This window comes from Nocardia sp. NPDC127606, from assembly GCF_042671725.1.
In the GTDB taxonomy this organism is placed as follows: domain Bacteria; phylum Actinomycetota; class Actinomycetes; order Mycobacteriales; family Mycobacteriaceae; genus Nocardia.
On record NZ_JBHXWQ010000015.1, the window covers coordinates 13,060 to 37,147 of the forward strand.

The window sequence follows — 24,088 nt, forward strand, 5'->3', positions numbered from 1 at the left end:
GGATCAGGCGCGCTCGGCCAGGATCAACTCGGCTTCGCCGGGGTCGCAGTCGAAGGCCGCCTGCACCGCGGCGACAGCCTTGTCGTGTTCGCCTGCCACGACCAGCTGGTCGATATCGGCCCACTGATCGATGGGCGGGGCCACCGACGGGTCGAGGCGGCGGTCGAGCCGCTCCCACATGCGGGCCACGGTGGGGTCTTCGGCGAGGAGTCCGCCGAGGTGGGCCTTGAAGGTGGGATGCTCGGTGCGGTACATGCCCATCCAACTGCTGGCGGGTGGGCTGGCCTCGGCATTGGCGGTGCGGTCGGCGAGTTTGAGGATCACGGCTCTGGGGTGGGCGGCAATCTTGGTGTAGGCGTTCTGGTTTCGTGCCTTGCGATCGGGGCCGATGCCGGTGACCGCCCACACCAGGTCGAGAACCTCACGCCCGAAACGGGATTCGACATCCTCCGCCGTGACGGTGGTGTCTTCGACGACGTCGTGGAGCCAGGCCGCGAGGCCGAGTTCACCGCCGTAGCCGAAATCGTCGAGGACACCCCGAACAGCCGCGAGATGGGTGATGTAGGGATGGACGCCGTAGCGCTGATCGCCGTGTGCCGCGATGGCGAATTCCCGTGCTTCGATTTCGCGCTGATCGAACTCCATGCCGCACCCCCGTGCTCGATTGGTGATCGTGTCGAGATCGACCCTAGCCGAGGGCACCGACAGGTTGCCGGGATCAGTGCTGGGCGACTGGTTTCCGCGCGGTCAGGATGCCCGTCTGGTCGCGGCTCTGGGTATAGCCGAGATCGGTGAAGCCGACGGCCTCGATCTGACCGGTGTAATGGCGGATATCGGCGTCGGCGAACGGATCGCCACCGCGGCCGAGAAACAGAGAGAGTACGGCCCGCATCCGGGGTGAGGGTGACGCGTCGGCGAGCAGCAGACGTCCACCCGGTCGCAGCACCCGCCACATCTCGGCGATCGCGGCGTCACGCTGCGACTCGGGGATGTGGTGCATGACGAAAGTGCAGGTGACGACGTCGAATTCAGCATCGGACACAGGCAGCGACTGCGCCGGGCCCAGCACGTAGCGATGGTGTGTGGCGCGATCACGGGCACTGTTGTCGGCGACCGCGGTAGCCGAGGGGTCGACGCCGACCGCCGCGCCGTTCGGTCCGACCGCATCGCCGAGCGCGCGAACCAGTTTGCCGGGCCCACAACCGATATCGAGTGCCCGCGAACCCGGGCGCGCACCGGATCCGGTGACGAATTCGGCGAGCAGACGACGATGCCTGCCCAGGAAGAACACCGTGGTGAAGAGGTTGTAGCGGCGCAGGCCAGCGATGACCAGACCGGTGCCTGCGTCGTCGACGAACATGGGGGTGAGAAGCTGATTTCGGGACATGAGTTCATCGTCGGGCGCCGCCGCGCACGTCACCAGGAGCAGAATCGCCGGAGGTGTCCGTTATCGAACAGATCCGGGGAAACCGTGCAGGAGGAAGCGATGGCCGAGCACCCTGATCGCCGGGTTCGACGCACCAGGGACACACTGCACAAGGCGCTGATCGAGCTGATGATCGAGCGCGGCTACGACAAGGTGACCGTGAGCGACATCATCGGCCGTGCCGACGTCGGGCGGTCCACCTTCTACGCGCACTACCGCGACAAGGACGACCTGCTACTGGTGAGCTGCACCGAGTTCCTGCGCCGCGAGATCATCCGCACGACCACACCGGGTTCTGCGCTCGCGCCGCTACGCGTGATGTTCCATCTCGCCGCGCAGTATCCCGAGGTGTATCGCCCGCTGATCGGGCCGAAGGCCACCGCCGCCGTCGTGCGCGCCTACCGGCAGTGTGTCGCCGAACTGGTCGGCGAACTCCTCGGTGAGCAGCCGGCGGGCACGATCGAGTTCCTGTCGTGGGCATTGCTCGGCGTGCTGGGTCCGGTGATCGAGCCGACCGCGCCGACGCCACCGGCCCAGGCGTGGCAGCGGTTCGAAACGCTCGCGCTGTACGGGCTCACTGGCTCCGGCGACGCAGGTCCGGCCACGGCGGGCGACGCAGAATCGCCAGCGCCGCGATGACCCCGGTGAGCAGGCCGATCCATTCGCCGAGCTGAGCGATGCGATTGGCGTCCATCGCGGGCGTCCAGTGCGCGCGCCCTTCGTGGACGACGAACACACCGACCGGACGAGGGTGCCGCAGCGGACCACCACCGCGCGAGACGGTGATGACCGTAGCGCCGCCGGGAGTGTCGATCGGCTCGCCGAACACGATCGGCGGCTCGGTCACCAGCTGTTCGACGCGATCTCTGATCGTCATCGCCATCCTGTCTCGTCGTCCGGCATTGCCGTCGAACATACGCGCACCGCGTATCCGTCGCCGAGGTTCTTTCCCGGCGGCGCGCCGCCGATCACCGGATCGAGCCCGCATGACGAATAGCGTTGTCAGCCATCTCTTTCCGATTCGGAGGTCGGCACAGGCGTCCCGGCGCGCGTCGCTTGGGGAGAGCTGCGCCGCTCAGCTGCCATGATGGTTGGGTCATAGCCGTGGCGAAAGGTGCACCGATGTCAGAGCAGACGCTGTCGACACTGTGGTCACGATCGCTGGGGCTGCGGGTGCCGCTGGTGAACGCGCCGATGGGCGGCGCGGCCGGTGGACGGCTCGCGGCGGCGGTGAGCGCGGCGGGTGGGCTCGGGATGATCGGCATGGGCAGTGCGGGATCGGTGGCGGCGTTGCGCCGCGAACTGGACGTCGCCGGAGCACCGGACGGGATCGGGCTGGTCGACTGGGTCCGCGCCCGCGAAACCGGGTTGCTCGAGGCGGCGATCGCCGCGGGTCCACGGATTATCTCGGTCAGTTTCGGCACTGACTTCTCCTGGGTCCCCCAGGTGCGGGCGGCGGGCATTCTCGCCGTCACCCAGGTGTACGACGCACCGGGCGCCCACCGTGCGCAGGACGCGGGTATCGACGTTCTGGTGGCGCGCGGCAGCGAAGGTGGCGGTCACGGCGCCGACCGATTGGCCTTGCTGCCGCTGCTCGACGCCGTCCTCGACATCGCGACCGTCCCGGTCCTGGCTGCCGGTGGCATCGGGTCCGGGCGCACGCTCGCGGCCGTGCTCGCGGCGGGAGCGGCGGGCGCCTGGCTCGGGACCTGCCTGGCCGCAGCCGAGGAATCACTGCTGCCCGAATCGGCCCGCCTCGCGATGCTCGCCGCCGACTCCAGCAGCACCACTGTCACCACCGCGTTCGACGAGGCCCTCGATCTGCCCTGGCCACCGATCTATCCGGCGCGCGTCCTGCGCAACGAGTTCACGGATCCGTGGTCGCGGCTCGAGGGCGACGACGTGCCCGATTCCGACCGTCTTCGCGCGGCGATCGCGGACGATGATCCTCGGCTCGCACCGGTGGATGCGGGTCAGGGTGTCGGATTGGTGACCCATATCGAGCCTGCGGCGGCCATTATCGGCCGACTCTGCGGGGACGCGGCCGAGCTGCTGGCGTCACGCCACGAGTAAGGCTGGTCGCGACCGGGGCAACCCTTTGCGAAATTATGTAGATCGGTCTAGTTTGAGCGAGTGGGCAAAAAGGGAGCCGAGACGCGGTGCAAGTTGATCAGGGCGACGCGGTCGCTGATCGAGTCGCACGGGTATTTCGGCGCCGGGCTCAATCAGATCGTGCAGGAGAGCGGTGCGCCGCGCGGGTCGCTGTACTTCCATTTCCCGGGCGGTAAGGACGAATTGGTGGCGGCGGCGCTCGCCGAGAGCGGTACCGACATCGCGACGATCATCCGCACGGTCGAGGCGACGGACGCGCGAGATTTCGCGCGAAAGATGGTGAACCTGCTGGGCGATCAGCTGGAAGCGTCGGACTGGACCATCGGGTGCCCGGTGGCGGCCGTCGCCTTGGACACCGCGTCGACCAACGATGCTGTGCAGCAAGCTTGTTCGGCGACCTACCGACTCTGGGAAGAGGCGATTCGGGAACGACTGATCGGATTCGGCCATCCCGAACCCGAACGGATCACCACGGTCGCGCTCGCCCTGATCGAAGGCGGGCTGGTGCTGGCTCGCACCCATCGTTCCCGCCGACCACTCGAGCACCTCGCCGACACCATCGACGTGCTGATCTGAGCCGTTCTCCCACCTGCCACTCGAGTCATATCCTGAAAATATGTAAATCGGTCTACTGAAAGTTGGACATCATGGCACACACCGACTCCATCGTTTTCGGCGCCGCCGGGTTCATCGGCCGCTCCCTGGTCGCCGAATTGCTGCGAAACGGGAACACCGTCACTGCCGCGCTGCGTGCGGGCAGTCAGGATCGACTGCGGACCTGGCTCGACGAGCAGAGTGTCGACACCGCCGGTTTGACCGTCACCAACACCGATATCGGCGAACCGGATCTCGCGCTCGGCGACACCGTCGAAGGGGTGCGTGATGTGTACAACGCGGCCGCGTTGATGAAGTTCGGGCTGGACGCGGAGGTGGCGCGGCGGGTCAACCTCGACGGCGCGGTGCACGTGCTGGAATGGGCCGCACGGCAACCGGATCTGCGGCGCATCGTCCACATCACCGGCTATCGCGCGGCCGACGACGGGGGCGAGCAGGACTACGGCAACGGCGCGTACGAGGCATCGAAGGTCGAGGCCGATGCCGTGCTGCGGCGGCTCGCGACCGAGCGCGACATCCCGCTGACCATGGCGAATCCGGCCGGAGTGCTTGGACCCGGCCAGTACTTCGGGCTCTCCGACATCATCGACAATCTCTGGCTGGGTCGATTGCCCGCGTTGCCGGGCTCAGCCGACACCTTCGTTCCGGTGGTCGATCTCGACTACGTGGCCCGGTTCATCGTGGGACTGCCCACGCAAGCCGATACGGTCGGCAGGTCCTATCCGCTGCTGGATGCCGCGACTCCCGTACTGCCCGAACTGATTCGGCTCGTCGCCGACCACCTGCACGTCGCCGCGCCGCGCTTCACGCTGCCGACCGCGCTGGTCCGTCGATTGCCCCGGGCCGTGACCCACGCCGATCCCGAAGCGCTGTCGTTCCTCAGCAGCGATCGGTACGACACCAGCCGAAGCGACGTCATCGCACGGCGTCTCGGCATCGGCCATCCACCGGTCGACGAACTGCTGCGCACCTACGCCGACGGGATCGTCGCCGGCCGCAACGGCACCGTCACACCCACACCGAAATCCGGATTCCGCGACGGGACGTGGCTGGTCGGCGAACGAGCCGACCCGGAATATGTGCTGTTGCACGGGATTCCGCTCGACAGCGAATCATGGTCCGACGTGGTGCGGGAGTTGGATGCCCCCACTCTGGCGGCCGACCTTCCCGGGCTCGGGCGCTCGGCGGTGTCCGCGCGGTCGACCGGTGACTGGATGGAGGAACTGATGGCGCCGGTGCGGACGCGACCGGTCATCGTCGGTCATTCGTTGGGCTCTTGGGCCGCAATCGAATTCGCGCTGCGTCATCCCGATCGGGTGTCACGGCTGGTACTGATCGCGCCCGCTTTCCTCCAGCAGCCCGCCTCCCGGCTGACGGGTTCGCCCATCGCCGCCGAGGTCGTCAAGCGGATGTCCGCCGCGACATTGGCCGCGCGACTGGGTATTCCGGAAGGTCCTGCCGTCACCTCCGCGCTCGCGGATCTGCGCCGACCCGGTGTTGCTCAGCGCACTTGGACGGCCCTGCGCGCCGCCGGCGCCTCGCGAGACGAACTCGCCGCGAAGCTGACCCGGGTTACGGTTCCGGTCGACATCATCGTCGGTTCGGACGATCCACTGGTCGAGCCGACCGATCGGCCGGTCACCATGATCAACGGCACCGGGCACTACCCGCAGCTGACCCATCCGGATCTTGTCGCGCGTGCCCTGCGGGGCGAATCGGTCTCCGCTACACCGCAAGACCACCCGAGGAGCAGCATCCGCTAGTCGGGCCGACAGACAGATCGGTCCGCGACGCTCACCCGGCCGGAGCCGTGAGTTCGATCCGAAGTGCGGGGTCGTTCACCATCTCCGGCTGGAGTGCGATGGTTTCCTCGGTACGCCACCGTGCGTGCCAGATGGGGACGCCGCCGGGAAGATTCAGTTCGCGCGGGGTGGTGAGCAGGGGGAGGTTCAGGCGGGCCGACGTAACGGTGACGGCGGCGTTCGTCGGCGTGTGCGACCACACGTCGTCGACCGCGTTGGTGATCCGGACGCCCAGTCGGTGGCCGGTGGCCAGGCGAGCGTCCTGCCAGAGCAGCCGGATCTCGGATTCGGAGCGGACCGGGGCGATGCCGCGGGTGATGACGGTGGCGCGTCCGTCGGGGGCGATGTCGTAGAGCTCCAGTGCGACAGTCGCTTCCGGCGGGCCGGTGAGGGTCAGCGCGGCAGTGGCGCGGCCCGCGAGGTGCACGGGCTCGGCGACCGGGGCCGAGATCGACCAGATTTCCCGGTCCGCGCCGGGCAGTAGACCACGATCGGTGAAGGTTCCGGTGCGCAATGCGACCGACGCGCGCCGGGAATCCGTAGGCGGCCAGGCGGTTTCACCGCGCCACCCGCCGTCGAACTGGCCGACGGTCACCGGCGGACCCGGTACCTCGACATCGGCGCCCGCCACGTGTTTGTCCAGGAATGCGTAGAGCTCCGAGGCGAAGTGGGGTGTGCCGCACTTCTCGCGGCAGTCCGAGTGTCCCCACTGGCCGAACCAGGCGCGGTGTTCGCCGGGGCCCCTGGCTTCCCATGCCTCGATGATGCGGTCGGCACGGGTATTGGAGTCGAGGAAGCTCTGGCCGAGGAACATCGGGGTGGTGTTGCCGCGGACGGCCTCGACCATGTCGCGCTCGCGCCAGTCCGGGTTGGCGCCGTTGTGGTCGGTGGTGAGGGCGAGGTAGCGGGCGGCGCAGTCCTGGGTCATCTGGACGGCATTGGCTCTGTACTCGTCGCCGTCGTCGGGGTGCCCGGGGGTCGAGGCGATGGCCAGGTGTTCCGCGCCCGCGGTGTCGGCGGGGCGGATACCGTCCTCGGTCAACGGTTTTCCGCCGAACTTCCACGCCGTGCCCTGCATGTAGAGGTAGGAGTACGGATCGACGACCGGTTCGAACGCCGCCACCGCCGCCAGCCCCTTCGGCTTCGCGGCCAGCGCCATCATCCCGGTCCATCCCTCATAGGACGTGCCGACCACGCCGACCCGCCCCGTCGACCACGGCCTGCTCGCCGCCCACTCCACCGCCGCCGCCACATCCGACCGCTCCCCCGGGCCGCCGAAATCCGGGCACCCGTTGGACCCACCGAATCCGCGCAGGTCGACGATCACATACGTGTACCCGGCCCGCAGCGCCCACTCGACCGGCAAGTTGTCGGTCGAGGGCCCGCCACCCGGGCGAGGCTGGGACAGGTATGCCAGGTGCGCCCGATAAGGACTGGCTGTCAGCAGCACCGGAGTCCGCGCGTCGGCGGCCACCCCCGGCGGCCGAAGGACATCGGCGTGCAGCCGCGTCCCGTCGGGCGCGGTCAAATACTCCTGCGTCCACGTGAACGCCACATTCACCGGCTCAGCCGTCGCCGGCGCCACCGATCCGAGCACCAACGCCACACCGGCCACCGCCCGCGCCACCACCACACCCAATCGCACCCCCGGACTATGGCCGGTCCCCGCCTCGCCGTCCAGCCCCGATAATCCGGGGCGTGTCGCCGATCAACTTTCGGCTCGGGCATCCAACTCGGCGAGCAACTCCAGGCTGTCCCGGTAGAGAGCGTGCTGCACCGGTTCGTCAGAGGACGCCACCGAGGATCGGACCGGTCTCCGACCCACCAGATACTGACCGGTGATGCCCTCTCGGTCCGGTGCTGCGACCAGCCACGCAAGATCCGCGCCGGACCCACGCGGCGTGCGAACACCGGGGAGTACGACAAGGGCGCGGGCGATCGTTCTCCAGGCGAGCCGCTGGACAGCGTTCGCGTCCCTGGCCAATCCGGTTCCAGGCATCAGGCCCGGGTCGAACGCGTTCACGGTGATGTCGCGTGGGGCCAACTCGCGAGCGAGCTGGTAGGCGGTCTGCACGTTCGCCAGCTTCGAAGTGGTGTAGCGGCGGCGGGCGTCGCGCTGTGCGGATTCGGTCGGTGGCGGCGGGTAGGCGAGTTCGCGGGCGGTGGCGGTCAGTGGGTGCGGCATCCCGGTGAACTGCTCGGGATCATGGGTTCTCGAGGACACCATGATGATTCGCGCGGGTGCGGTGAGGTGGTCGAGAAGATCGTTGACCAGGCCGAGATGACCCAGGTGGTTGGTGGCGAAAGTCGCCTCCATGCCGTCGACGGTGAGGGTCCGACGAGTGAACTGCACGCCCGCGTTGCACACCAGTCCGGACAGTGGCGGTAGGTCGGCGGCGACCAGTTCGGCCACGAAAGCGCTGACCGACGGGCGCGAGGACAGATCGAGTGCCATGCCGCGCGCGCCGATCGTCGCAGCCAGTTCCCGAGTTCGCATCGCGTCGCGACCGGTGATCACCACCGTGTTGCTCGGGTCGAGCGCGAGGTTCCTGGCGCATTCGTAGCCGAGACCGCTCGTGCCGCCGGTGACCACGAATGTTCTGTCACTTGATGTCATATGGCACAGTCTGCCAGATAGTGGCGTCGTGCGACACTGTCTCGATGTCGCTGCGGGAACTCAAACGGGAACGGACCAGGCAGTCCATCGTCGACACCGCGTTCCGCCTGTTCGCCGAACGAGGTTTCGACGGCGTCACCGTCGCCGAGATCGCGGCGGCCGCGGAAGTCGGCACCCGCACCCTGCACCGCTACTTCACCAGCAAAGAAGAGCTGGTCTTCCCCGAAGACGATGACCTGCGCGCCGACCTGGCCCGACTCCTCGCCGAACGCCCCGAGGGCGAACACCCCGAAACCACCCTCGCCGTCGTCATCACCCCATTGATCAGCAGATTCGGCGGCGAACAACTCACACAGGCGCGCACCCGCGACGCCCTGATCACCAGCACGCCGGCGCTACAAGCCCGCGACCTGGCCAAACAGGCCGCCGTGGAAAAGCTCATCGAACACCACCTTGCCGGCCAACTGGGCGTCGCTGTCGACAGCGACGTGCGGCCGGCCCTGTGGGCGAAGATCGGGATGGCGTGCTTCTTCTCCGCGTACCGAGTCTGGCTCCACGAAGGCGGCGACCTCGCCCAGCATCTGATCGATGCCCGCACGGCGTTGGCCGAATCCGTTCCCCGACGCACGTGACTCGCCTCGCGGGCGAGTAGATAAACGAAACGCCCGCGCCACCAACTCGGTCAGATCGCTCGCTGCGGGCGAACTGATCAAGGGACCAACTTTGTCGTCAGTTCGGGCATTCATCCGGATCAGGGGATGTAATCTGGCTGCCTTCAGGGGGATTCGCGGGAGCGGTCCCCCTCCAGGGAGGGAAGTCCGAATGGTAGACAGTGTCGTATCAGCCTGTGGTGCATCGTGTTCAGTGGTCGAGCGCGGTCAGCTGCGCTCGGCTCTGATCGCGGTGTCGGCCGTGTTGTGCTTGACCGGTACTCCCATGGCGGTCGGTAGTGCGGACCCGCTGACCACTCCGCAGAACGACCCGTTCTACACCCCGCCGTCGGGCTGGGACTCGCAGGCACCGGGCGCCATCCTGAATTCGCGACCCGTCGAGGTGGCCTCGCTGACGCCACAGGCGCAGAACGCCGACGCCTGGCAGTTGCTGTACCGAACGACAGATACCGACGGCCGACCCATGGCAACCGTGACGACGGTGCTGCGCCCACGGACCGGGCAGGTCAACGGATTGATCACCTATCAGGCTGCCACGGACGCCTCGGCCCCACAGTGCGCGCCCTCGTACGTGCTCCAGCAAGGAGCGCCGGACAAGTACGACTCCTCACTGGATCTCATTCAGATCGACCAGATGTTGTCGTCGGGTCATGCGATTTCCGTACCCGACTGGGAGGGGCCGAAGGGGACGCTGTTCGCCCCGAGGCAGCCGGGTTACGCCGCGCTCGACGGAGTGCGCGCGGCCCAGGGATTCGCGCCGCTCGGCCTGTCCGGCACCGATACTCCGGTTGCCGCGATGGGCTACTCCGGCGGAGCGTACGGCACCAGCTGGGTCGCGCACGTGCAGCCGACCTACGCTCCCGAAATACGACTGGTCGGGGTCACCATGGGTGGAGGGACAGCGCCCATCGGCAGCTACATGGGGACCCTCGATGCCGGTCCGTTCTCCGGTTTCCTGCCGTCGCTCCTGCCGGGCATGATGCGCGCCGATCCACGTGTGGCGGCGGCTTTCGACAAATATCTGACGCCTGCCGGGCAAGCGCTGATGGCCGCGGGGGACAGCAAATGTGTGACACCGAACGTGGCTCAGCACGCGTTCCTGCGCATGGACGACTACCTGACGATTCCTTTTGCGCAACTTATCGAGCAGATACAGGAGTCGTTGGCCGAGCTGGACTTCGCCCCCTCGTCGCAGACCGCGCCGCTGTTCCTCTACAACGCCGTGCACGACGAGATCGTCACCATCGCGGGGCCCGACAAGGCGGTGGCACAGTGGTGCGCGTCGGGGGCACGAATCACGTACACGCGGGACCAATTGAGCGAGCACGTCAGCCTCGCGATCAGTGCGACTCCCGCGGTCCTGCGTTGGGTCGATGAGCGTCTGGCAGGGCAGGCCGCGTCGGACGGTTGCTCGACGCGCACGGTGACGTCCATGTCGCTCGGTGGTTCATAGCGCACTACCTCGACGTATCCGGGCATCTGTGCCCGGATACAGACGAGTCCACCCGCCCCGTAATCACGTTCTGTGATCACGGAGCGGGTGGACTCGAAACCGTTCTACTGCGTACCCACTGCGGACGGAACGGGCCGGTCAGGCCCGTTCCCGCAGGTCAGGATCACACGTCGTAGTAGAGCTCGAACTCGTACGGGTGCGGACGCAGGTTGACCGGGGCGATCTCGTGCTCGCGCTTGATGTTGATCCAGGTCTCGATGAGGTCAGGCGTGAAGACGTTGCCCTCGGTGAGGTAGTCGTGGTCCGCCTCGAGGCGATCGATGACCGTGGCCAGGCTGGTGGGGGCCTGGGGGATGTTCTTGGCCTCCTCCGGCGGGAGCTCGTAGAGGTCCTTGTCGACCGGAGCCAGCGGCTCGATCTTGTTCTTGATGCCGTCCAGGCCGGCCATCATCATGGCGGCGAAGGCCAGGTACGGGTTGCCCGAGGAGTCAGGCGCGCGGAACTCGATGCGCTTGGCCTTCGGGTTGTTGCCGGTCACCGGGATACGCACGGCGGCCGAGCGGTTGCGCTGCGAGTACACCAGGTTGATGGGGGCCTCGTAGCCCGGCACCAGACGGTGGTACGAGTTGACGGTCGGGTTGGTGAACGCCAGCAGCGACGGGGCGTGGTGCAGGATGCCGCCGATGTAGTGACGCGCCAGATCCGAGAGGCCACCGTAGCCGGCCTCGTCGTGGAACAGCGGCTTGCCGTCCTTCCACAGCGACTGGTGCACGTGCATGCCCGAGCCGTTGTCACCGAAGAGGGGCTTCGGCATGAAGGTGACCGACTTGCCGGCCTTCCACGCGGTGTTCTTCACGATGTACTTGAACAGCTGCAGGTCGTCAGCCGCCGAGAGCAGCGTGCCGAACTTGTAGTTGATCTCGGCCTGACCGGCGGTGCCGACCTCGTGGTGGCCGCGCTCGAGCTCGAAGCCCGCGTTCTGCAGGTTGGTCGAGATCTCGTCGCGCAGGTCGACGTAGTGGTCGTACGGGGCAACGGGGAAGTAGCCACCCTTGTTGCGGACCTTGTAGCCGAGGTTGCGGCTGCCGTCCGGGTTGAACTCCTTGCCGGTGTTCCACGAACCGGAGACGGACTCGATCTCGTAGAACGAGCCGTTCATGCCGGAGCCGTAACGGATGCCGTCGAAGATGTAGAACTCGGCCTCGGCGCCGAAGAAGGCGGTGTCGGCGATACCGGTCGAACGCAAGTACTCCTCCGCCTTGCGCGCGATGTTGCGCGGGTCGCGGGAGTACGCCTCACGGGTGAACGGGTCGTGGACGAAGAAGTTCAGGTTGAGCGTCTTCGCGGCACGGAACGGGTCGATCCGGGCGGTGCTGAAGTCGGGGAGCAGGAGCATGTCCGACTCGTCGATCGACTGGAAGCCACGCACCGAGGAGCCGTCGAACGCCAGACCCTCTTCCGCCAGGTCGGCGGTGAACGCCTTGGCCGGGATCGAGAAGTGCTGCTGGACGCCGGGCAGGTCGGAGAAGCGGATATCGACGTATTCGATGTCCTCTTCCTTGATGTACTGGATGACCTCTTCGGCCGTGCTGAACGTCACTTGCTCTCCTTACGAATCGGTTCCCAGCCAGTCGCGATGCTGGCCCTTTCGAACGACCTGCGCGCAGTCGCTACGAAGGGGTTCGTCGCGACCTGACGCTAAGGACGCGGTGTTTCCCAACAGTCAAGGCTATGTTTCGCCAGTGTTACGCGAGCCGGATGCCTGGGTGATGTCAGCCATCCGGGCGCGATCTTCACGCTAATCCTGCCATCCGCGCGATCCCGCGCTGACGTGACCTCCATTAATGCGGTCGTGGGCGACCGATCGCGCGCCACTATCCTGGGTCCCATGGCGCGTATTACCGGCACATGGCTATCCGGGTCCCCGGGCGAACCCGGCGACTCGGACATCTCCGGCTACCCCGGTGAGCTGTACGGGCTGCCGCGCGAGGGAGCGGGATCGCTCGCCCCGACGTGGCGACGGGTCGTCGCGCTGTTCATCGACTGGTTCATCGCCGTCGGGATCGCCGCGGTGATCACCCGCAGCTTCGTGTCGTCGTCGGTGCCGCTGCTGGTGTGGTTCGTGGTCGGCGTGGCCGCGGTGACGCTGTTCGGGTTCACCCCGGGCCAGTACTTCATGAAGCTGCGGGTCCTGCGCATCGACGCTCCGGTGGCGGTGGGATTCGTGCGCGCGCTGGCCAGGCAGGTGCTGCTGGTGTTCGTGGTGCCCGCGCTGTTCACCGATGCCGACGGTCGCGGCATGCACGACCGGGCGACCGGGACGGCCCTGGTCAACGCTCGCTGAGCGGTTGGGCATGCTCGTAGTCGCGCACAGCCATACGATCAGGCCGTGTCACTGAATCCGGCCATGTTGGCCGTCCGTTTTCTGCTCGAATTGATCGCCATCGCCTCGTTCGGCGTCTACGGATGGCGCGCCTTCGACTCGCCATGGCGGTACCTGCTCGTGGTGGTACTGCCGATCGCGGCCGCGACGCTGTGGGGTGTGTTCACCCTCCCCGACGATCCGGGACGCGGCGGCGGTTCACCGGTGCCCGTCTCCGGCCAGGTCCGGCTGCTCGTCGAGTTCACGGTGCTCTTCGGTGGCGCCGTGGCACTGTGGGCCGCTTCGCTGCCGCGCCTCGCGTTGATCTCGGCGGCTGTTCTCGTCGGTTACCACCTACTGGCATACGACCGGGTTCTGTGGCTGCTGACCGGCCGCTCACCCAACGCCTGAAACGTCGCGAGCCCGTCACCGGACACGGTGACGGGCTCGCGGCGGGACTGGGTCAGCGGCGACGGATCGCGCGCTGCATACCCTTCATCTTCGCACCGGGGGGCATCGGGCCCTTCGGCATCGCGGGACCACTGCGCGAACTCAGGGCCGAGAGCCTGCCCTCGATCTGGTCGATCCGCTTGACGTCGATGTTGCGCGGCAGCTTGGTGAGGTATTTCTGCAGCTCCTTGAGGGGAGTCTGACCTTCCTCGTTGCCGACGATCACTTCGTAGATGGGGGTGTCACCGACCAGGCGGGCGGTGCGCTTCTTCTCCTGCTGAATGAGCGATTTGACCCGCTGCGGCGAACCCTCGGCGACGAAGATCACCCCGGGCAGGCCGATGACGCGGTGCACGGCGTCGAGCTGGGTGGTCGCGGCGACGCCGTTGGCGACCCGCCACTTGCCCTGCAGGTTCTCCAGCACCCACGCCGCGGCGCCCGCCTGACCCTCGGCCTTGCGGTACACGTTCTTCTGCACGCGGCGCCCGAACAGGATGAATGCCAACAGCACACCCAGCAGCAGACCCAGCGGCAGCAGGAACCACTGCATGTCGAAGATCAGCCCGATGAGGAAGAAGACCACCGTGGTGCCGACCAGTGCGCCGATCATCAGCGGCAGCAGCGCCTTGTCTTCCTTGCGCTGCATGTTGAACGCCTGCCACAACTGCTGACGACGCTCGCGTGATGCCTGCTTACGGGCCGCTTTAGCCGCGGCCCTGGCTTCCTTCGACGGCTTGCCGCCCTTGCCTCCTGCCATGGTGTCAGCTTAGATGGCGCGCCGCCGGGGCGTCTGACCGCATCACACCGCGCGAGGATCACGGCGTTTCGGGCACGTTCGGCGGGCGGCTGCCCTCACCACGGGCCACAATGGCTGAGATGCGCCCGATCACCGAGAACCCCACCCCGACCCCCGTCACCGAGGGCGTCGACGACGAGGTCGCCCGGCGACTGGCTGTCGCGCTGCAGTGCGTGACGGTGTCGACGGAAGATCCCGCGCACACCGCCGACGCGGAGTTCGCGCGCCTGGCCGCCCACCTCGAGACATCGTTCCCCCGCGTGCACGCCGAGCTGACATTGACGACCTTCGGCCACAGCAGGCTCTACCGCTGGGACGGCGCCGAGCCGGGTGCGGTGTCGGCGATCCTGCTCGCCCACCAGGACGTGGTGCCGGTCGACGACGCGCAACGCTGGACCCATCCCCCGTTCGACGGTGTCGTCGACGACGAATTCATCTGGGGCCGTGGCGCGATCGACGACAAGAGCCGCGTGCTCGCCGTCCTGGAAGCGGTCGAGTCGGCGCTGGCAGCCGGAATTCGCCCGCGCCGCACCGTGTTCCTCGCCTTCGGTCACGACGAAGAGGTCTTCGGTGACGGCGGCGCGGTCCGGATGGCCGAGCACCTGCGCGAGCGGGACGTGCGCGCGGACCTGCTGCTCGACGAGGGCGGGGTGATCACCGACGGCGTCGCCGACGGGGTCGACCGGCCGGTGGCCAGCATCATGCTCGGCGAGAAAGGCTATGCGACGGTGCGGCTTTCGGTCACCGAGACCGGCGGTCACTCCTCGATGCCGGGCAAGCAGACCGCGGTGGGGCGGCTGGCACGCGCGGTCGCGCGGGTGCAGGATCATCCGATGCCGCTGCGGCTGACGCCGGTGATCAGCGACATGCTCGCCCGCATGCGGGAGGCGCTGCCCGAACCGCGCCGCCGGCTGCTCGAGCTCACCGACGCACGCGGGCTGTCCAGGCTGGCCGGGCCGCTCGTCGCCCGCATCATGGCGGCGGGCCCGACCACCGAGGCGCTGGTGCGCACCACCACCGCGCCCACCGTGATCAGCGGCGGCGTGAAGGCCAATGTGCTCCCGCAGAGCGCCGAGGCGCTGGTGAACTTCCGTATCCTGCCCGGTGATTCGGTGGCGGCGGTGCTGGCGCACTGCACCAGGGTGATCCGCGATATCGGCGTGGCGATCGACCTCGTCGGACCGGCGTCGGAGCCCTCGCGGTTCCACGGGCCCGGTCCGGCGTTCGACATGGTCGCCGAGCTGGCGTCGAGCGTGGTGCCCGGAATCGTGACCACCACCGGGATCGTGCCCGGCGCCACCGATTCCCGCCACTACGACGGCCTGGCCGCGACCCGCTGCAACTTCGCGCCGATCGTGTTGACCGCGGCGGATCTGGAACGGATCCACGGAACCGACGAGCGGATCTCGCGACTCAACTACGCTCGGCTGATCGAGTTCAACCGGCGTCTCATCGAGCGGCTCGCCGCGGCGCCCGAAGCAGCAGGAGGAGCGCCACGATGACAACCGACACCGGCGAGTTCGCGGGCCACGGCGGCAAGATCGCCTGGCGCGCATGGCAACCGGAGTCGGCACCGCGCGCGGTGGTGGTGCTGGTGCACGGCGTCGCCGAACACTCGGGCCGCTACGAACACGTCGGCACCACGCTGGCCGACGCCGGCTTCGCGGTCTACGCGCTCGACCACATCGGGCACGGCCTGTCCGAGGGCCCGGCGGCCAATATCGGTTCGATGCAGGGCGCCGCTGACAATGTCGCGACCCTGCTCGATCTCGCGGGCGCCGCTCATCCCGGTGTCCCCCGGTTCCTGCTCGGGCATTCGATGGGCAGCCTGGTGGTCCTGCACCAGGCGACCCGCGGACCGGTCGACGTGGCGGGCATCATCGTGTCCGCGCCGCCACTGGACATTCCGCTCGGCAATCCGATCCAGCGCCTCGCCGCTCCCCTGCTCACCCGGTTCGCACCGAATCTCGGTGTGCTGACCCTGGATTCGTCCACGATCAGCCGCGATCCCGAGGTGGTGCGCGCCTACGACGACGACCCGCTGGTCTTCCGCGGCAAGCTGCCCGCGCGCACCGCGGTGGAGATCCTGCAGCACACCGCGCTGGTGAAGCAGCGTCTGGGCGCGCTCACCGCGCCGCTGCTGGTAGTGCACGGCACCGCCGACGTGATCGCGTCACCGTCGAGCGCGGATCTGCTCGAACGTGACGCGGGCTCGACCGATGTGACAGTGCTGCGCTACCCCGGGCTCTACCACGAGGTGTTCAACGAGCCCGAGCGCGCGCAGGTGCTCGGCGATGTCACCGATTGGCTGTCGACCCATGTTACCGGCCAGTAAGTTTTCGCGTCGGCGACACTAGTAGACTTGCGACTCATGACCACGTCTACCGGCGCCGTTGCCTTCATCCGCGCCAGCTGGCACAGCTCCATCGTCAACAAGGCGCACGAGGGCTTCCTCGCCGAATACACCGGCTTCGGGTTCGATCCCGAGGTCGTCGAGGTGTTCGACGTCCCCGGCGCCTTCGAGATCCCGCTGCATGCCCAACGTCTGGCCCGCACCGGCCGCTACGACGCGATCGTCGCCGCGGCCCTGGTCGTCGACGGCGGCATCTACCGCCACGACTTCGTCGCCTCCGCGGTGATCGACGGCCTGATGCGCGTGCAGCTCGACACCGATGTGCCGGTGTTCTCGGTGGTGCTCACCCCGCACCACTTCCACGAGCACAGCGAGCACGTGGACTACTACACCAACCACTTCGTGACAAAGGGAGCCGAGGCTGCCCGCGCGGTGGCGAACACCCTCAGCTCCCTGCGGTCACTGCCTACCTCCAGTTGACCTACTTGAACTGGTTCAGGCAGGCCTGCTCGCCGCTGAGGACGCCGGTGCGGAACGCCTCGAGGCGCTGATATCCGCTCGGCACCACCTTGCCGTTGACGTCGGAGGCGGCGAGGCCGTCGGCGAGCAGGCCGGAGACCGCCTCGTCGAGGTCACCGGCCGACAGGCGCGGATCGCTGTTCGGCTCACTGAGTTTCGTGGTGAGCACGCCCGTCAGGCACGCCGTGCGCAGGCCCGCCGACTCGGCGCCCGACAGCGACAGTTTGCGATCCTGCTGCACCGCGAGGGCATAGCGGGACACGAAGACCGCGGCCGCGTTGTAGTCGCCGGTGACGACCGCTGACAGCGGCTCCTCCTTGGCGCTGGACCCCTCACCCGCGCGCTTGGCCATGCCGGGGACATCGGTGCCGACGGTGTTGGAGCCCGGGCAGTAGGACACCGGCTCGGTGGTGGTCGTCGACGCGCAGTTGCGGGTGACGCCGGCGTAGTCGAACTTCGGCGCGGTCTTCACCGGCATCGACTTGCCGAGCTGGGCCGCCAGGGTGGTCAGGGTCTCCTTGTTCACCGGGAGCTGCTCGTCGCGCTCCCCCTCTTCGAAGGTGACGGGCAGACCGGCGCGACGCTTCTCGATCTCGTCCTCGTTGATGTCCTTGCACGACTTGGCGCCCTGGGTGTAACCCATCTGCACCGCCGTCACCCGCTCGAACGCCGAACCGTGCACGGCGTCGGGATCATTGGGGTCGCGGTCGCGCACGGCGACGGTCGCGCCGAGCACACCGTTGAGCCCGTCGGTGGTGTTGAGCGTGAAGTGCTTCGAATTGCCCTCTGCCACATGGCGAAGGAACACACCGGCCAGGCAGTCGGCCTGCTGCTCCTTGACCAGCGCGTCGGTGAGGAACCCGCGCAACAGGTCGGCCTGGGACTGGATGGCGTGCCCGTATTCGTGGGCGAGCACCATCACCACCGACATCTCCTTGTACTTGTCGACCAGCAGCGGCAGCAGGACGGTGCGGTCCCAGCCGATGGTGTGGTCGAGCGGGCAGTACGCGGCGTTCACCAGCTTGTAGGTACTGCTCTTGCAGAACTGCACCGACTCCGACTCCGGCGCCTTCGCCGACCACGAGATGTACTTCGAGGCGGGCTTGAAATTGCCACGGAAAGTCTTGGAATACTCGGTCTGCCAGTACTCTTCGATGTCGGCGATGGCGTTGAGCGCGAGCTTGTCGATCTTGCCGTTGTCGCCGTTGTCGGCCTTCTTGTCTGTGTCGGGCACACCGGGACGCGACCCACTGGGACCGGTGGACGACGCCGCGCCCGCCACCTCCCACGGGTTGTCCATGATCGGCTGCGCCTGGTCGCTCGCGACAGTTGTCGCGCCGCAACCGGATACGAGCATGCCGATACTCATCAAAGCTGCCATGGTCGCGCCGAACCGATGTCTTCTCATGCGCTGTCCTCCCCGGAAATGACGCGGACGCCTTGCGGTCCGCGATAGAGCGCTCACATGGTAAACGACCGCTGTCACAGGCCCATTCGGATCGTGGCCAGCACCGCGCGGTGGTCGGAGCCGGGGATGGTGAGCGTGCGAATCTGTTCGGCCACCCCACCTGCGACGAGGATGTGATCGATCCCGATCACCGGCCCCCACCGGCGATCCGCCGGGTAGGTGAGCAGCACACCGTCACCGGTCTGGTCCGCGGCCGAGGCGAACGCACCGTCGAGCAGCGCGCGATACGCCGAATGATCGTGCGTCGCATTGAAATCCGCGCCGACGATCGCGGGTGCGCTGGTCGCCGCGAGGATCTCGTCGACCCGGCGCATCTCGGCCGACCAGGCGCCGAAGTCGAGGTTCGGCGGAATCGGATGGAAGGCGAAGACCGACATCGGTCCGCGCTGTGGATGTTGCATCGTCGCGGAGATGTTGCTCATGATGAAGCCGTCGTATTTCTTGGTGTCGCGCAACGGGTATCGGCTGTAGATGCCGGTGCCGCCACCACCCGACTGCGCGGGTTCCAGGTAGAAGTAGGGCAGTCGTTCTTCGAGTCCGGCCCCACGCAGACCGGTGATCGAGTCGATGGTCAACTCCTCGACGGTGAGCACGTCGACGTTGTTCTCTCGCACCGCACCGACCACGGCGACCGGGTCGGCCTTGCCGAAGAGGATGTTCGACTGCATCACCACCAGTTCCGGCCCATCGGCGGCCCTGGCCGTCGGAATGTAGGACGGCACCACCAGCCACGCGGCGCCGGCCAGCACCAGCGCCGCCGCCCCCGAGCTGCGCCAGCCTCGCGCGAGCAGCAACAGCACCAGCCCCACGACCGCGCCGAGCATCAACCACATCGCCCCCGACGCCAACAGCACCATCGACTTCTGGCGCCAGTCCACGACGTGCAACACGATCCCGGCCACCGCCGCGACCACCGCGCCCCACCCCAGGACGAGCAACGCCCGTTCCACCCATTTACGCATCATGAGGTCACCCTAAGCGGCGCCACTTTCAGGTCTCTTGTGGCTGTCTTGGGAACTCTGTGAGGACCTACACTGGCCGACGGAAGGGAGGTGACCGTGTACATCGAAGAATTCGCCGCCGCGGGTCCACTCACCGAGCGGGCCGTCGAGGAGCTGATGACCGTCGCGAACAAGTACACCTCGGCGATCACCCTGACCGTCGGTGAGCGCACCGTGCAGCTCCCGGTTCTCCCGGTCTGCTGGGACGAGCTGCGCGTCGGGGCGGGCACCGCGATCACCGTCGAAGCCGACCGCGGCTACCGACCGGCCGACCTAGAGGACCGCACCGCGCTGACCGACTTCGTCACGACCTTCCAGCGCGCGACCGGCAAGCCCTAGAGCGGCAGACCCGCCTCGATCCAGTTGTAGGCCTGGATCTTTCGGGACTCGGGATCGTTGACCACCTGGTTGATGAGGTCGTTGATCTGATCGGTGGACAGGGGGTAGCCGTAGTGTTCGGCCGCGCCCGCCGACGCCCACAGGGAGGCGAACAGACCGGGCCCGCCGAGGAGGTGGGACAGCGCGGTGGCTACCTCGTCGACGGTCTCGATGACGCCGTGCACGAGAGCGATCGCGATGTCTTCGTCGCCGGGCGGGATGCCGGGGGCCAGCGCACCGGATTCGACGGCGCGCTGGGCCAGCCACGCACGCGGGACCAGCGGGCTCGGGCCGATGGCGTCGCCGAGGTAGTAGCGCCATTCGCCGGGGTTGCCCTGGTCGAAGGCGTGGATGTAGAAGGTGCGGGTGAGCGCCCACAGCGCGATGTAGCGCAGGGCGAGCTGTTCGGGACCGAGCAGCGCGTCGGGGCCTTCGGCGCGGTCGCGCTCCAGCAGGTTCCAGGCGAAGCGGAACCAGACCTGTTCGGAATTGCCGACCCAGGTGGCGGGCAGACGGTCGGCCAATGCGGCCAGATCGCCGACCGGGCCGTCGATGCCGCTGTCGCCGGAGGCTTCCACGCGCAGGTTGTCGACGTAACCGCGCAGGGCGTCGACAGAGGTGAACACCGCGTAGCCCAGCTGGGCGAAGCGGGTGAGGTCGGCATTGGACGGCTCGAGCACGAGCACCACCGGCATACCGACGCCCGGCTGCAGGCCTTCGGGCCAAAAGGCTTCGGCGACAGCGAGTTCGCGGCCGGTGACCGGGTCGGAGACCTCACTGTCGAGCAGCGGGAAGCCGAAGCCGTCGGCGATGAGATCGTCGACGAGCGCGTTGACCTGGTCCACCGCGGGATCGCCGATGGTCACCCCGGCGACACCCACCGTCAGCAGGGTCGGGCGGTGCAGCTTGCCGGTGCGCAACTTTTCGAGGAAGGCATCCGCCGAGGCGGAGAGCATCTTGCGGCGCGCCCGCAGGAACTCACGGTAGTTCTCCACCCGCCACAGCGACGGGTCGGTCGGAATCCACTGCGAGGCGAGCACACCCGGGTTGCGGCGTTCCACCTCGGCGAAGTAGTCGGCGGGCTCACGCTCGCCGAGCTCGGCCTCGGAGCCGGGACTGAGGAAGCAGAAGTTGGCGATCGCGTTGATCTCGTTGCGTTCGTAACCGGCATCGCGCAGCAGGGTTTTCGGGAACAGGTAGTGCACCTGTACCGGGGTGCGCTCGCCGAACTGCTCGATGCCCAGCTCCGAGCCGGTGCCGAGATCGCGTGAACCGTCGACGCGGGTCAGCATGTACAGCAGCGGATAGAACCGGGAACCGCGAGTGGCACCGGCGAAATCGTCGGCGCACAGGTCGAGCGAGCCGCCGCGCAGCCGTTCCAGCGAGCCGATCAGCGCGTTGATGCCGCCGCGTTCGAGCGTGTCGTAGTCCTGTTGCAGGAACGTCTCGGTGGACCCGCTGAACCGGCCCCAGAGCGCGGAATGCACGTACCAGTACAGCACCCGGTCGCGGTGCAGATCGTCGTCGAAGCGGCCGCCGTTGAGGAACAGCAGGCGGGTGATCACGGGAATCGCGTAGCGCCCCATCAGAACTCGGTCGTGATCGAGGCCGAGCCGGCCCGCCACCGTGTCGAGGAAGGTGTCGACCTGTTTCGTGGTGGCCACCAGGGCCTGCTCGAATTCCGCGGGTGCCAGATCGCCGAGCGCGTCGAAGTGCGCGCGGCCGTTGCCGACGGCGATCACGTTGCGCAGCAACCAGTCCAGGGTGAACGTGTAGCCGTCTTTGTCCCAGCGGATCAGGTGGTCGCGCAGGTTGCCGCGGGCCTGCGGCCACTGCGCGCACAGGGTGGCCAGCGCGAGGTCGCCCTTGGACAGTTTGGTGCCGCCGGAGTTGACCCGGTTGAAGATGTCGACCACCTCGTCGACCGTGCGATCCGATCCGGTGATGGTCTCGACATTGAACTCGCGGTTGGCGACCTCGCGGACCTTGTTCAGCCGATCGAGATAGAGGGCAAGGGTTTCGGGCGACTCGTCCGGGAACCTGGCCAGGTAGTGCATCGGGCCCTGGGCGAACAGTTCGGTGATGTCGATCCAGGCCGGCGCGGTATCGCGGGCGGGCACCTGGAATTCGAAGAGCTCACGCTCGACATCGAAATGCAGACCGGTGAAAGCGATCTCGTCGCCTTCGAAGAACGACGGCGCCGTTCCGCGCATGATCCCGTACAGGGTGGTGATGCGCTGCTGACCGTCGAGCAGCAGCTGGCGCAGCCCCGAGCCGGTCGTCGACCCGCGTACCGCGATCTCCTCGGACCCGGTCTCCCACACCAGCAACCCACCAACCGGATACCCGAGATACAGCGACCGCATGAGTCCACGCACCTGGTCGCGGTTCCACACGTAGCCACGCTGGAATTCGGGCAGCAGCACAGCACCGGAGTCGATCTGGTCGAGCAGGGTGGACAGACGTGTCACGGCAGCCTTTCGATCGAGATCCGGTGGCAGACAAGCGCCCCATCGTTGCACGAATCGTACCGACACATCCCGACATGCCAGCGGCCGAACGGAACTGGCGCGATCACTCCATCCCGGACACTGCGGCCCGGAAGGCGTCCGAAGCATAGAACGGAGCGAGTCTGCGCCGCAGCACGATGTCGAGATAACCGCGCTCGTCGAGTGTTTCGAGGACCGGAGGGCCGAAACGCAGCGCCTCCTCGAGCATCTCCGCGCGCCCTACGCCCAGCTCAGCCAGCAATTCGGCAAGGGGGGTGTCGCCGTATTTGTCGAAGACATGGTCCACGCCCTCGTCGAGCAGGGCGCGGAAGTAGTCGGTATCGCGGAAGGTGCGCCAGAATTCGAAGACGAGCACGACGATGTCTTCGACATCGTCGGCCGAGACCAGATCACGGAACGAGCCGACCGCGTCGCCGGTGTGTTTGCGCCAGGTCTCGCGGGCGCTGTCGAGCAAGACCTCGTCGGCGTCACCGCTGTTGCCGCGCAACACGAATCGCGCGCCGGTGCGGGTGAGCCTGCCCACGCCGTGCTCGATCGCGGGCATCGCGGGTTCGGCCAACCGCGACAGCGCGCCGCGCAGCGTGCGGGCCAGGCCGCCGCCTTCGGGGTGCAAACCGTCGTCGACCGCGGTGACCACCGCGCGCTGGACTGCCTCGACGCACGCGTCGATGGTCACCGGGCTGTTGAGCACCAGCCGCACCAGCCGGTGGGTGAGATCCAGATCGGCTACGCCGTCGACCAGCTCGTCGAAGCGGCGGTTGTCGACGAGCTCACCGACCTCGATCTCGTCGTTGGCGCGGTGGTTGTACAGGCGGGTGGCGATCTCACCGACGAGTTCGGGAATCGCGCCCTCGACGGGAACCTGCACGGCGAACTTGTGCGCGACCGCCTTGATCTGCTCACGGGTCACCGCCTGCGCGAGGGTCAGCTCCGCGGCCTCGTCGAGTGCGCCGTCGATCTCCTCGGTGACGAACTCGAGGAACTCGGCCGGCTCGCGCAACTGCTGCTTGGTGAACGCCACGTGTGCGTCGAGCACCCGCATGGCCAGGTCGACGTGCCCGCCACGCCCCGCGTTCATCTCACCCATACCGCCCAGATTGGCACAGTCCGCGGCGCGATGGGAAAGGGGCGCACGCATTGGTTGCCGACCCACGCAACACGCCGGTTTTCCACGGCATACGCCGCCCACATTGCGGTGTGACAAACCGCAAGGCGCGGTTTGCTGGCGAGTATGGCATACTGGGTTGCTGAGACTGGGCTGATCGCAAGTGATCGCCATGGCTCACCTACGGAAAAGACTTTTAAAACATGACTCAAGGCACCGTCAAGTGGTTCAACGGCGAAAAGGGCTTCGGCTTCATCGCCCAAGACGGAGGCGGCCCCGACGTCTTCGTTCACTACTCGGCTATCGGCGGCTCGGGCTTCAAGTCCCTCGAAGAGGGACAGCGGGTGGAGTTCGAGGTCGGCCAGGGCCAGAAGGGCCCCCAGGCCCAGGACGTCCGCGCCATCTGATTTCGGCGTGAACTGAAGATGCCCCGCACCAGTGGTGCGGGGT

The 24,088-nt window shown here is 67.5% G+C and carries 24 protein-coding genes; 13 read left to right on the plus strand and 11 right to left on the minus strand.

Features of this window, described 5'->3' with window-relative positions:
• Nucleotides 1-3 precede the first annotated feature (3 nt).
• Both ACFVJ5_RS35265 and ACFVJ5_RS35270 read right to left on the minus strand, forming a co-directional pair.
• Nucleotides 4-645 carry an HD domain-containing protein gene (locus tag ACFVJ5_RS35265; protein WP_379227004.1) on the minus strand — a complete coding sequence of 214 codons (642 nt, stop codon included), beginning with the start codon at nt 643-645 and terminating at the stop codon, nt 4-6.
• A gap of 73 nt (nt 646-718) precedes the next feature.
• The gene (locus ACFVJ5_RS35270; RefSeq protein ID WP_379227006.1) at nt 719-1,387 is read right to left on the minus strand and encodes a methyltransferase domain-containing protein; all 669 of its coding nucleotides are present in this window, start codon (nt 1,385-1,387) and stop codon (nt 719-721) included.
• Between the two features lie 99 nt (nt 1,388-1,486).
• Between ACFVJ5_RS35270 and ACFVJ5_RS35275 the strand changes: the two genes are divergently transcribed.
• Complete coding sequence (locus ACFVJ5_RS35275; RefSeq protein ID WP_379227008.1) at nt 1,487-2,065, plus strand: TetR/AcrR family transcriptional regulator; 579 nt, start codon at nt 1,487-1,489, stop codon at nt 2,063-2,065.
• Here ACFVJ5_RS35275 and ACFVJ5_RS35280 read toward each other — a convergent pair.
• Complete coding sequence (locus ACFVJ5_RS35280) at nt 2,001-2,303, minus strand: hypothetical protein (protein ID WP_379227010.1); 303 nt, start codon at nt 2,301-2,303, stop codon at nt 2,001-2,003. The two genes, ACFVJ5_RS35275 and ACFVJ5_RS35280, sit on opposite strands and share 65 nt — an antisense overlap.
• Before the next feature lie 245 nt (nt 2,304-2,548).
• Here ACFVJ5_RS35280 and ACFVJ5_RS35285 point away from each other — a divergent pair, with 245 nt between their 5' ends.
• The 3 genes from ACFVJ5_RS35285 to ACFVJ5_RS35295 all read left to right on the plus strand — a co-directional run bounded on the left by ACFVJ5_RS35285 (nt 2,549) and on the right by ACFVJ5_RS35295 (nt 5,916).
• Nucleotides 2,549-3,499 carry an NAD(P)H-dependent flavin oxidoreductase gene (locus tag ACFVJ5_RS35285; RefSeq protein WP_379227012.1) on the plus strand — a complete coding sequence of 317 codons (951 nt, stop codon included), beginning with the start codon at nt 2,549-2,551 and terminating at the stop codon, nt 3,497-3,499.
• A 60-nt stretch (nt 3,500-3,559) separates the two neighbouring features.
• The gene (locus tag ACFVJ5_RS35290; RefSeq protein ID WP_379227014.1) at nt 3,560-4,114 is read left to right on the plus strand and encodes a TetR/AcrR family transcriptional regulator; all 555 of its coding nucleotides are present in this window, start codon (nt 3,560-3,562) and stop codon (nt 4,112-4,114) included.
• A 71-nt stretch (nt 4,115-4,185) separates the two neighbouring features.
• Nucleotides 4,186-5,916 (plus strand): alpha/beta fold hydrolase, encoded by a 1,731-nt coding sequence (locus ACFVJ5_RS35295; protein WP_379227016.1) that lies wholly within the window; start codon nt 4,186-4,188, stop codon nt 5,914-5,916.
• Between the two features lie 31 nt (nt 5,917-5,947).
• On the opposite strand, the gene ACFVJ5_RS35300 is transcribed toward ACFVJ5_RS35295, so the two are convergent.
• Nucleotides 5,948-7,600, minus strand: a complete 1,653-nt coding sequence (locus ACFVJ5_RS35300) for a CocE/NonD family hydrolase (protein WP_379227018.1) — start codon at nt 7,598-7,600, stop codon at nt 5,948-5,950.
• A 63-nt stretch (nt 7,601-7,663) separates the two neighbouring features.
• Nucleotides 7,664-8,572, minus strand: a complete 909-nt coding sequence (locus ACFVJ5_RS35305) for an SDR family NAD(P)-dependent oxidoreductase (RefSeq protein ID WP_379227020.1) — start codon at nt 8,570-8,572, stop codon at nt 7,664-7,666.
• Nucleotides 8,573-8,616: 44 nt separating this feature from the next.
• Between ACFVJ5_RS35305 and ACFVJ5_RS35310 the strand changes: the two genes are divergently transcribed.
• Together ACFVJ5_RS35310 and ACFVJ5_RS35315 are read left to right on the plus strand one after the other, a co-directional pair.
• Nucleotides 8,617-9,204: a TetR family transcriptional regulator gene (locus ACFVJ5_RS35310; RefSeq protein ID WP_379227022.1), complete on the plus strand. Its 588-nt coding sequence runs from the start codon at nt 8,617-8,619 to the stop codon at nt 9,202-9,204.
• Between the two features lie 232 nt (nt 9,205-9,436).
• The gene (locus ACFVJ5_RS35315) at nt 9,437-10,696 is read left to right on the plus strand and encodes a lipase family protein (protein WP_379227024.1); all 1,260 of its coding nucleotides are present in this window, start codon (nt 9,437-9,439) and stop codon (nt 10,694-10,696) included.
• 163 nt (nt 10,697-10,859) lie between these two features.
• Here ACFVJ5_RS35315 and glnA read toward each other — a convergent pair whose 3' ends face one another.
• Complete coding sequence (glnA, locus tag ACFVJ5_RS35320) at nt 10,860-12,296, minus strand: type I glutamate--ammonia ligase (RefSeq protein ID WP_379227025.1); 1,437 nt, start codon at nt 12,294-12,296, stop codon at nt 10,860-10,862.
• Nucleotides 12,297-12,584: 288 nt separating this feature from the next.
• Here glnA and ACFVJ5_RS35325 point away from each other — a divergent pair, with 288 nt between their 5' ends.
• Together ACFVJ5_RS35325 and ACFVJ5_RS35330 are read left to right on the plus strand one after the other, a co-directional pair.
• The gene (locus ACFVJ5_RS35325; protein WP_056821067.1) at nt 12,585-13,040 is read left to right on the plus strand and encodes an RDD family protein; all 456 of its coding nucleotides are present in this window, start codon (nt 12,585-12,587) and stop codon (nt 13,038-13,040) included.
• A 45-nt stretch (nt 13,041-13,085) separates the two neighbouring features.
• Nucleotides 13,086-13,469 carry a YrdB family protein gene (locus tag ACFVJ5_RS35330; RefSeq protein WP_379227028.1) on the plus strand — a complete coding sequence of 128 codons (384 nt, stop codon included), beginning with the start codon at nt 13,086-13,088 and terminating at the stop codon, nt 13,467-13,469.
• A 52-nt stretch (nt 13,470-13,521) separates the two neighbouring features.
• Here the strand turns inward: ACFVJ5_RS35330 and ACFVJ5_RS35335 are convergent, their stop codons facing one another.
• Nucleotides 13,522-14,265 carry a DUF4191 domain-containing protein gene (locus tag ACFVJ5_RS35335; protein WP_056821069.1) on the minus strand — a complete coding sequence of 248 codons (744 nt, stop codon included), beginning with the start codon at nt 14,263-14,265 and terminating at the stop codon, nt 13,522-13,524.
• Between the two features lie 119 nt (nt 14,266-14,384).
• Between ACFVJ5_RS35335 and ACFVJ5_RS35340 the strand changes: the two genes are divergently transcribed.
• The 3 genes from ACFVJ5_RS35340 to ACFVJ5_RS35350 are packed head-to-tail and all read left to right on the plus strand — an operon-like array spanning nt 14,385 to nt 17,137.
• Entirely contained in the window at nt 14,385-15,806 is a 1,422-nt protein-coding gene (locus tag ACFVJ5_RS35340; RefSeq protein ID WP_379227030.1) for a M20/M25/M40 family metallo-hydrolase, read from the plus strand.
• The gene (locus tag ACFVJ5_RS35345) at nt 15,803-16,639 is read left to right on the plus strand and encodes an alpha/beta hydrolase (protein WP_379227032.1); all 837 of its coding nucleotides are present in this window, start codon (nt 15,803-15,805) and stop codon (nt 16,637-16,639) included. The genes ACFVJ5_RS35340 and ACFVJ5_RS35345 overlap by 4 nt, the downstream gene beginning before the upstream one ends.
• A gap of 36 nt (nt 16,640-16,675) precedes the next feature.
• Entirely contained in the window at nt 16,676-17,137 is a 462-nt protein-coding gene (locus ACFVJ5_RS35350) for a 6,7-dimethyl-8-ribityllumazine synthase (RefSeq protein ID WP_379227034.1), read from the plus strand.
• Nucleotide 17,138: 1 nt separating this feature from the next.
• Here ACFVJ5_RS35350 and ACFVJ5_RS35355 read toward each other — a convergent pair whose 3' ends face one another.
• Nucleotides 17,139-18,584, minus strand: a complete 1,446-nt coding sequence (locus ACFVJ5_RS35355; protein ID WP_379227036.1) for a metallopeptidase — start codon at nt 18,582-18,584, stop codon at nt 17,139-17,141.
• A gap of 74 nt (nt 18,585-18,658) precedes the next feature.
• Nucleotides 18,659-19,609, minus strand: a complete 951-nt coding sequence (locus ACFVJ5_RS35360; protein WP_379227038.1) for an endonuclease/exonuclease/phosphatase family protein — start codon at nt 19,607-19,609, stop codon at nt 18,659-18,661.
• Between the two features lie 87 nt (nt 19,610-19,696).
• Between ACFVJ5_RS35360 and ACFVJ5_RS35365 the strand changes: the two genes are divergently transcribed.
• Complete coding sequence (locus tag ACFVJ5_RS35365; RefSeq protein WP_379227040.1) at nt 19,697-19,984, plus strand: hypothetical protein; 288 nt, start codon at nt 19,697-19,699, stop codon at nt 19,982-19,984.
• Here ACFVJ5_RS35365 and ACFVJ5_RS35370 read toward each other — a convergent pair.
• Complete coding sequence (locus ACFVJ5_RS35370; RefSeq protein ID WP_379227042.1) at nt 19,981-22,494, minus strand: DUF262 domain-containing protein; 2,514 nt, start codon at nt 22,492-22,494, stop codon at nt 19,981-19,983. The two genes, ACFVJ5_RS35365 and ACFVJ5_RS35370, sit on opposite strands and share 4 nt — an antisense overlap.
• Nucleotides 22,495-22,597: 103 nt before the next feature.
• Nucleotides 22,598-23,620, minus strand: a complete 1,023-nt coding sequence (locus ACFVJ5_RS35375; protein ID WP_379227044.1) for a hypothetical protein — start codon at nt 23,618-23,620, stop codon at nt 22,598-22,600.
• A 221-nt stretch (nt 23,621-23,841) separates the two neighbouring features.
• On the opposite strand from ACFVJ5_RS35375, the gene ACFVJ5_RS35380 reads away from it, so the two are divergent.
• Nucleotides 23,842-24,045 (plus strand): cold-shock protein, encoded by a 204-nt coding sequence (locus ACFVJ5_RS35380; protein WP_056821080.1) that lies wholly within the window; start codon nt 23,842-23,844, stop codon nt 24,043-24,045.
• Nucleotides 24,046-24,088 lie beyond the last annotated feature (43 nt).

What these genes read in the sequence shown, in the direction of transcription:
- ACFVJ5_RS35265 (WP_379227004.1), bottom strand. Translation starts at nt 645, where the DNA reads ATGGAGTTCGATCAGCGCGAAATCGAAGCACGGGAATTCGCCATCGCG.
- ACFVJ5_RS35270 (WP_379227006.1), bottom strand. Translation starts at nt 1,387, where the DNA reads ATGTCCCGAAATCAGCTTCTCACCCCCATGTTCGTCGACGACGCAGGC.
- ACFVJ5_RS35275 (WP_379227008.1), top strand. Translation starts at nt 1,487, where the DNA reads ATGGCCGAGCACCCTGATCGCCGGGTTCGACGCACCAGGGACACACTG.
- ACFVJ5_RS35280 (WP_379227010.1), bottom strand. Translation starts at nt 2,303, where the DNA reads ATGACGATCAGAGATCGCGTCGAACAGCTGGTGACCGAGCCGCCGATC.
- ACFVJ5_RS35285 (WP_379227012.1), top strand. Translation starts at nt 2,549, where the DNA reads ATGTCAGAGCAGACGCTGTCGACACTGTGGTCACGATCGCTGGGGCTG.
- ACFVJ5_RS35295 (WP_379227016.1), top strand. Translation starts at nt 4,186, where the DNA reads ATGGCACACACCGACTCCATCGTTTTCGGCGCCGCCGGGTTCATCGGC.
- ACFVJ5_RS35305 (WP_379227020.1), bottom strand. Translation starts at nt 8,572, where the DNA reads ATGACATCAAGTGACAGAACATTCGTGGTCACCGGCGGCACGAGCGGT.
- ACFVJ5_RS35310 (WP_379227022.1), top strand. Translation starts at nt 8,617, where the DNA reads ATGTCGCTGCGGGAACTCAAACGGGAACGGACCAGGCAGTCCATCGTC.
- ACFVJ5_RS35325 (WP_056821067.1), top strand. Translation starts at nt 12,585, where the DNA reads ATGGCGCGTATTACCGGCACATGGCTATCCGGGTCCCCGGGCGAACCC.
- ACFVJ5_RS35335 (WP_056821069.1), bottom strand. Translation starts at nt 14,265, where the DNA reads ATGGCAGGAGGCAAGGGCGGCAAGCCGTCGAAGGAAGCCAGGGCCGCG.
- ACFVJ5_RS35340 (WP_379227030.1), top strand. Translation starts at nt 14,385, where the DNA reads ATGCGCCCGATCACCGAGAACCCCACCCCGACCCCCGTCACCGAGGGC.
- ACFVJ5_RS35345 (WP_379227032.1), top strand. Translation starts at nt 15,803, where the DNA reads ATGACAACCGACACCGGCGAGTTCGCGGGCCACGGCGGCAAGATCGCC.
- ACFVJ5_RS35350 (WP_379227034.1), top strand. Translation starts at nt 16,676, where the DNA reads ATGACCACGTCTACCGGCGCCGTTGCCTTCATCCGCGCCAGCTGGCAC.
- ACFVJ5_RS35355 (WP_379227036.1), bottom strand. Translation starts at nt 18,584, where the DNA reads ATGAGAAGACATCGGTTCGGCGCGACCATGGCAGCTTTGATGAGTATC.
- ACFVJ5_RS35360 (WP_379227038.1), bottom strand. Translation starts at nt 19,609, where the DNA reads ATGATGCGTAAATGGGTGGAACGGGCGTTGCTCGTCCTGGGGTGGGGC.
- ACFVJ5_RS35375 (WP_379227044.1), bottom strand. Translation starts at nt 23,620, where the DNA reads ATGGGTGAGATGAACGCGGGGCGTGGCGGGCACGTCGACCTGGCCATG.
- ACFVJ5_RS35380 (WP_056821080.1), top strand. Translation starts at nt 23,842, where the DNA reads ATGACTCAAGGCACCGTCAAGTGGTTCAACGGCGAAAAGGGCTTCGGC.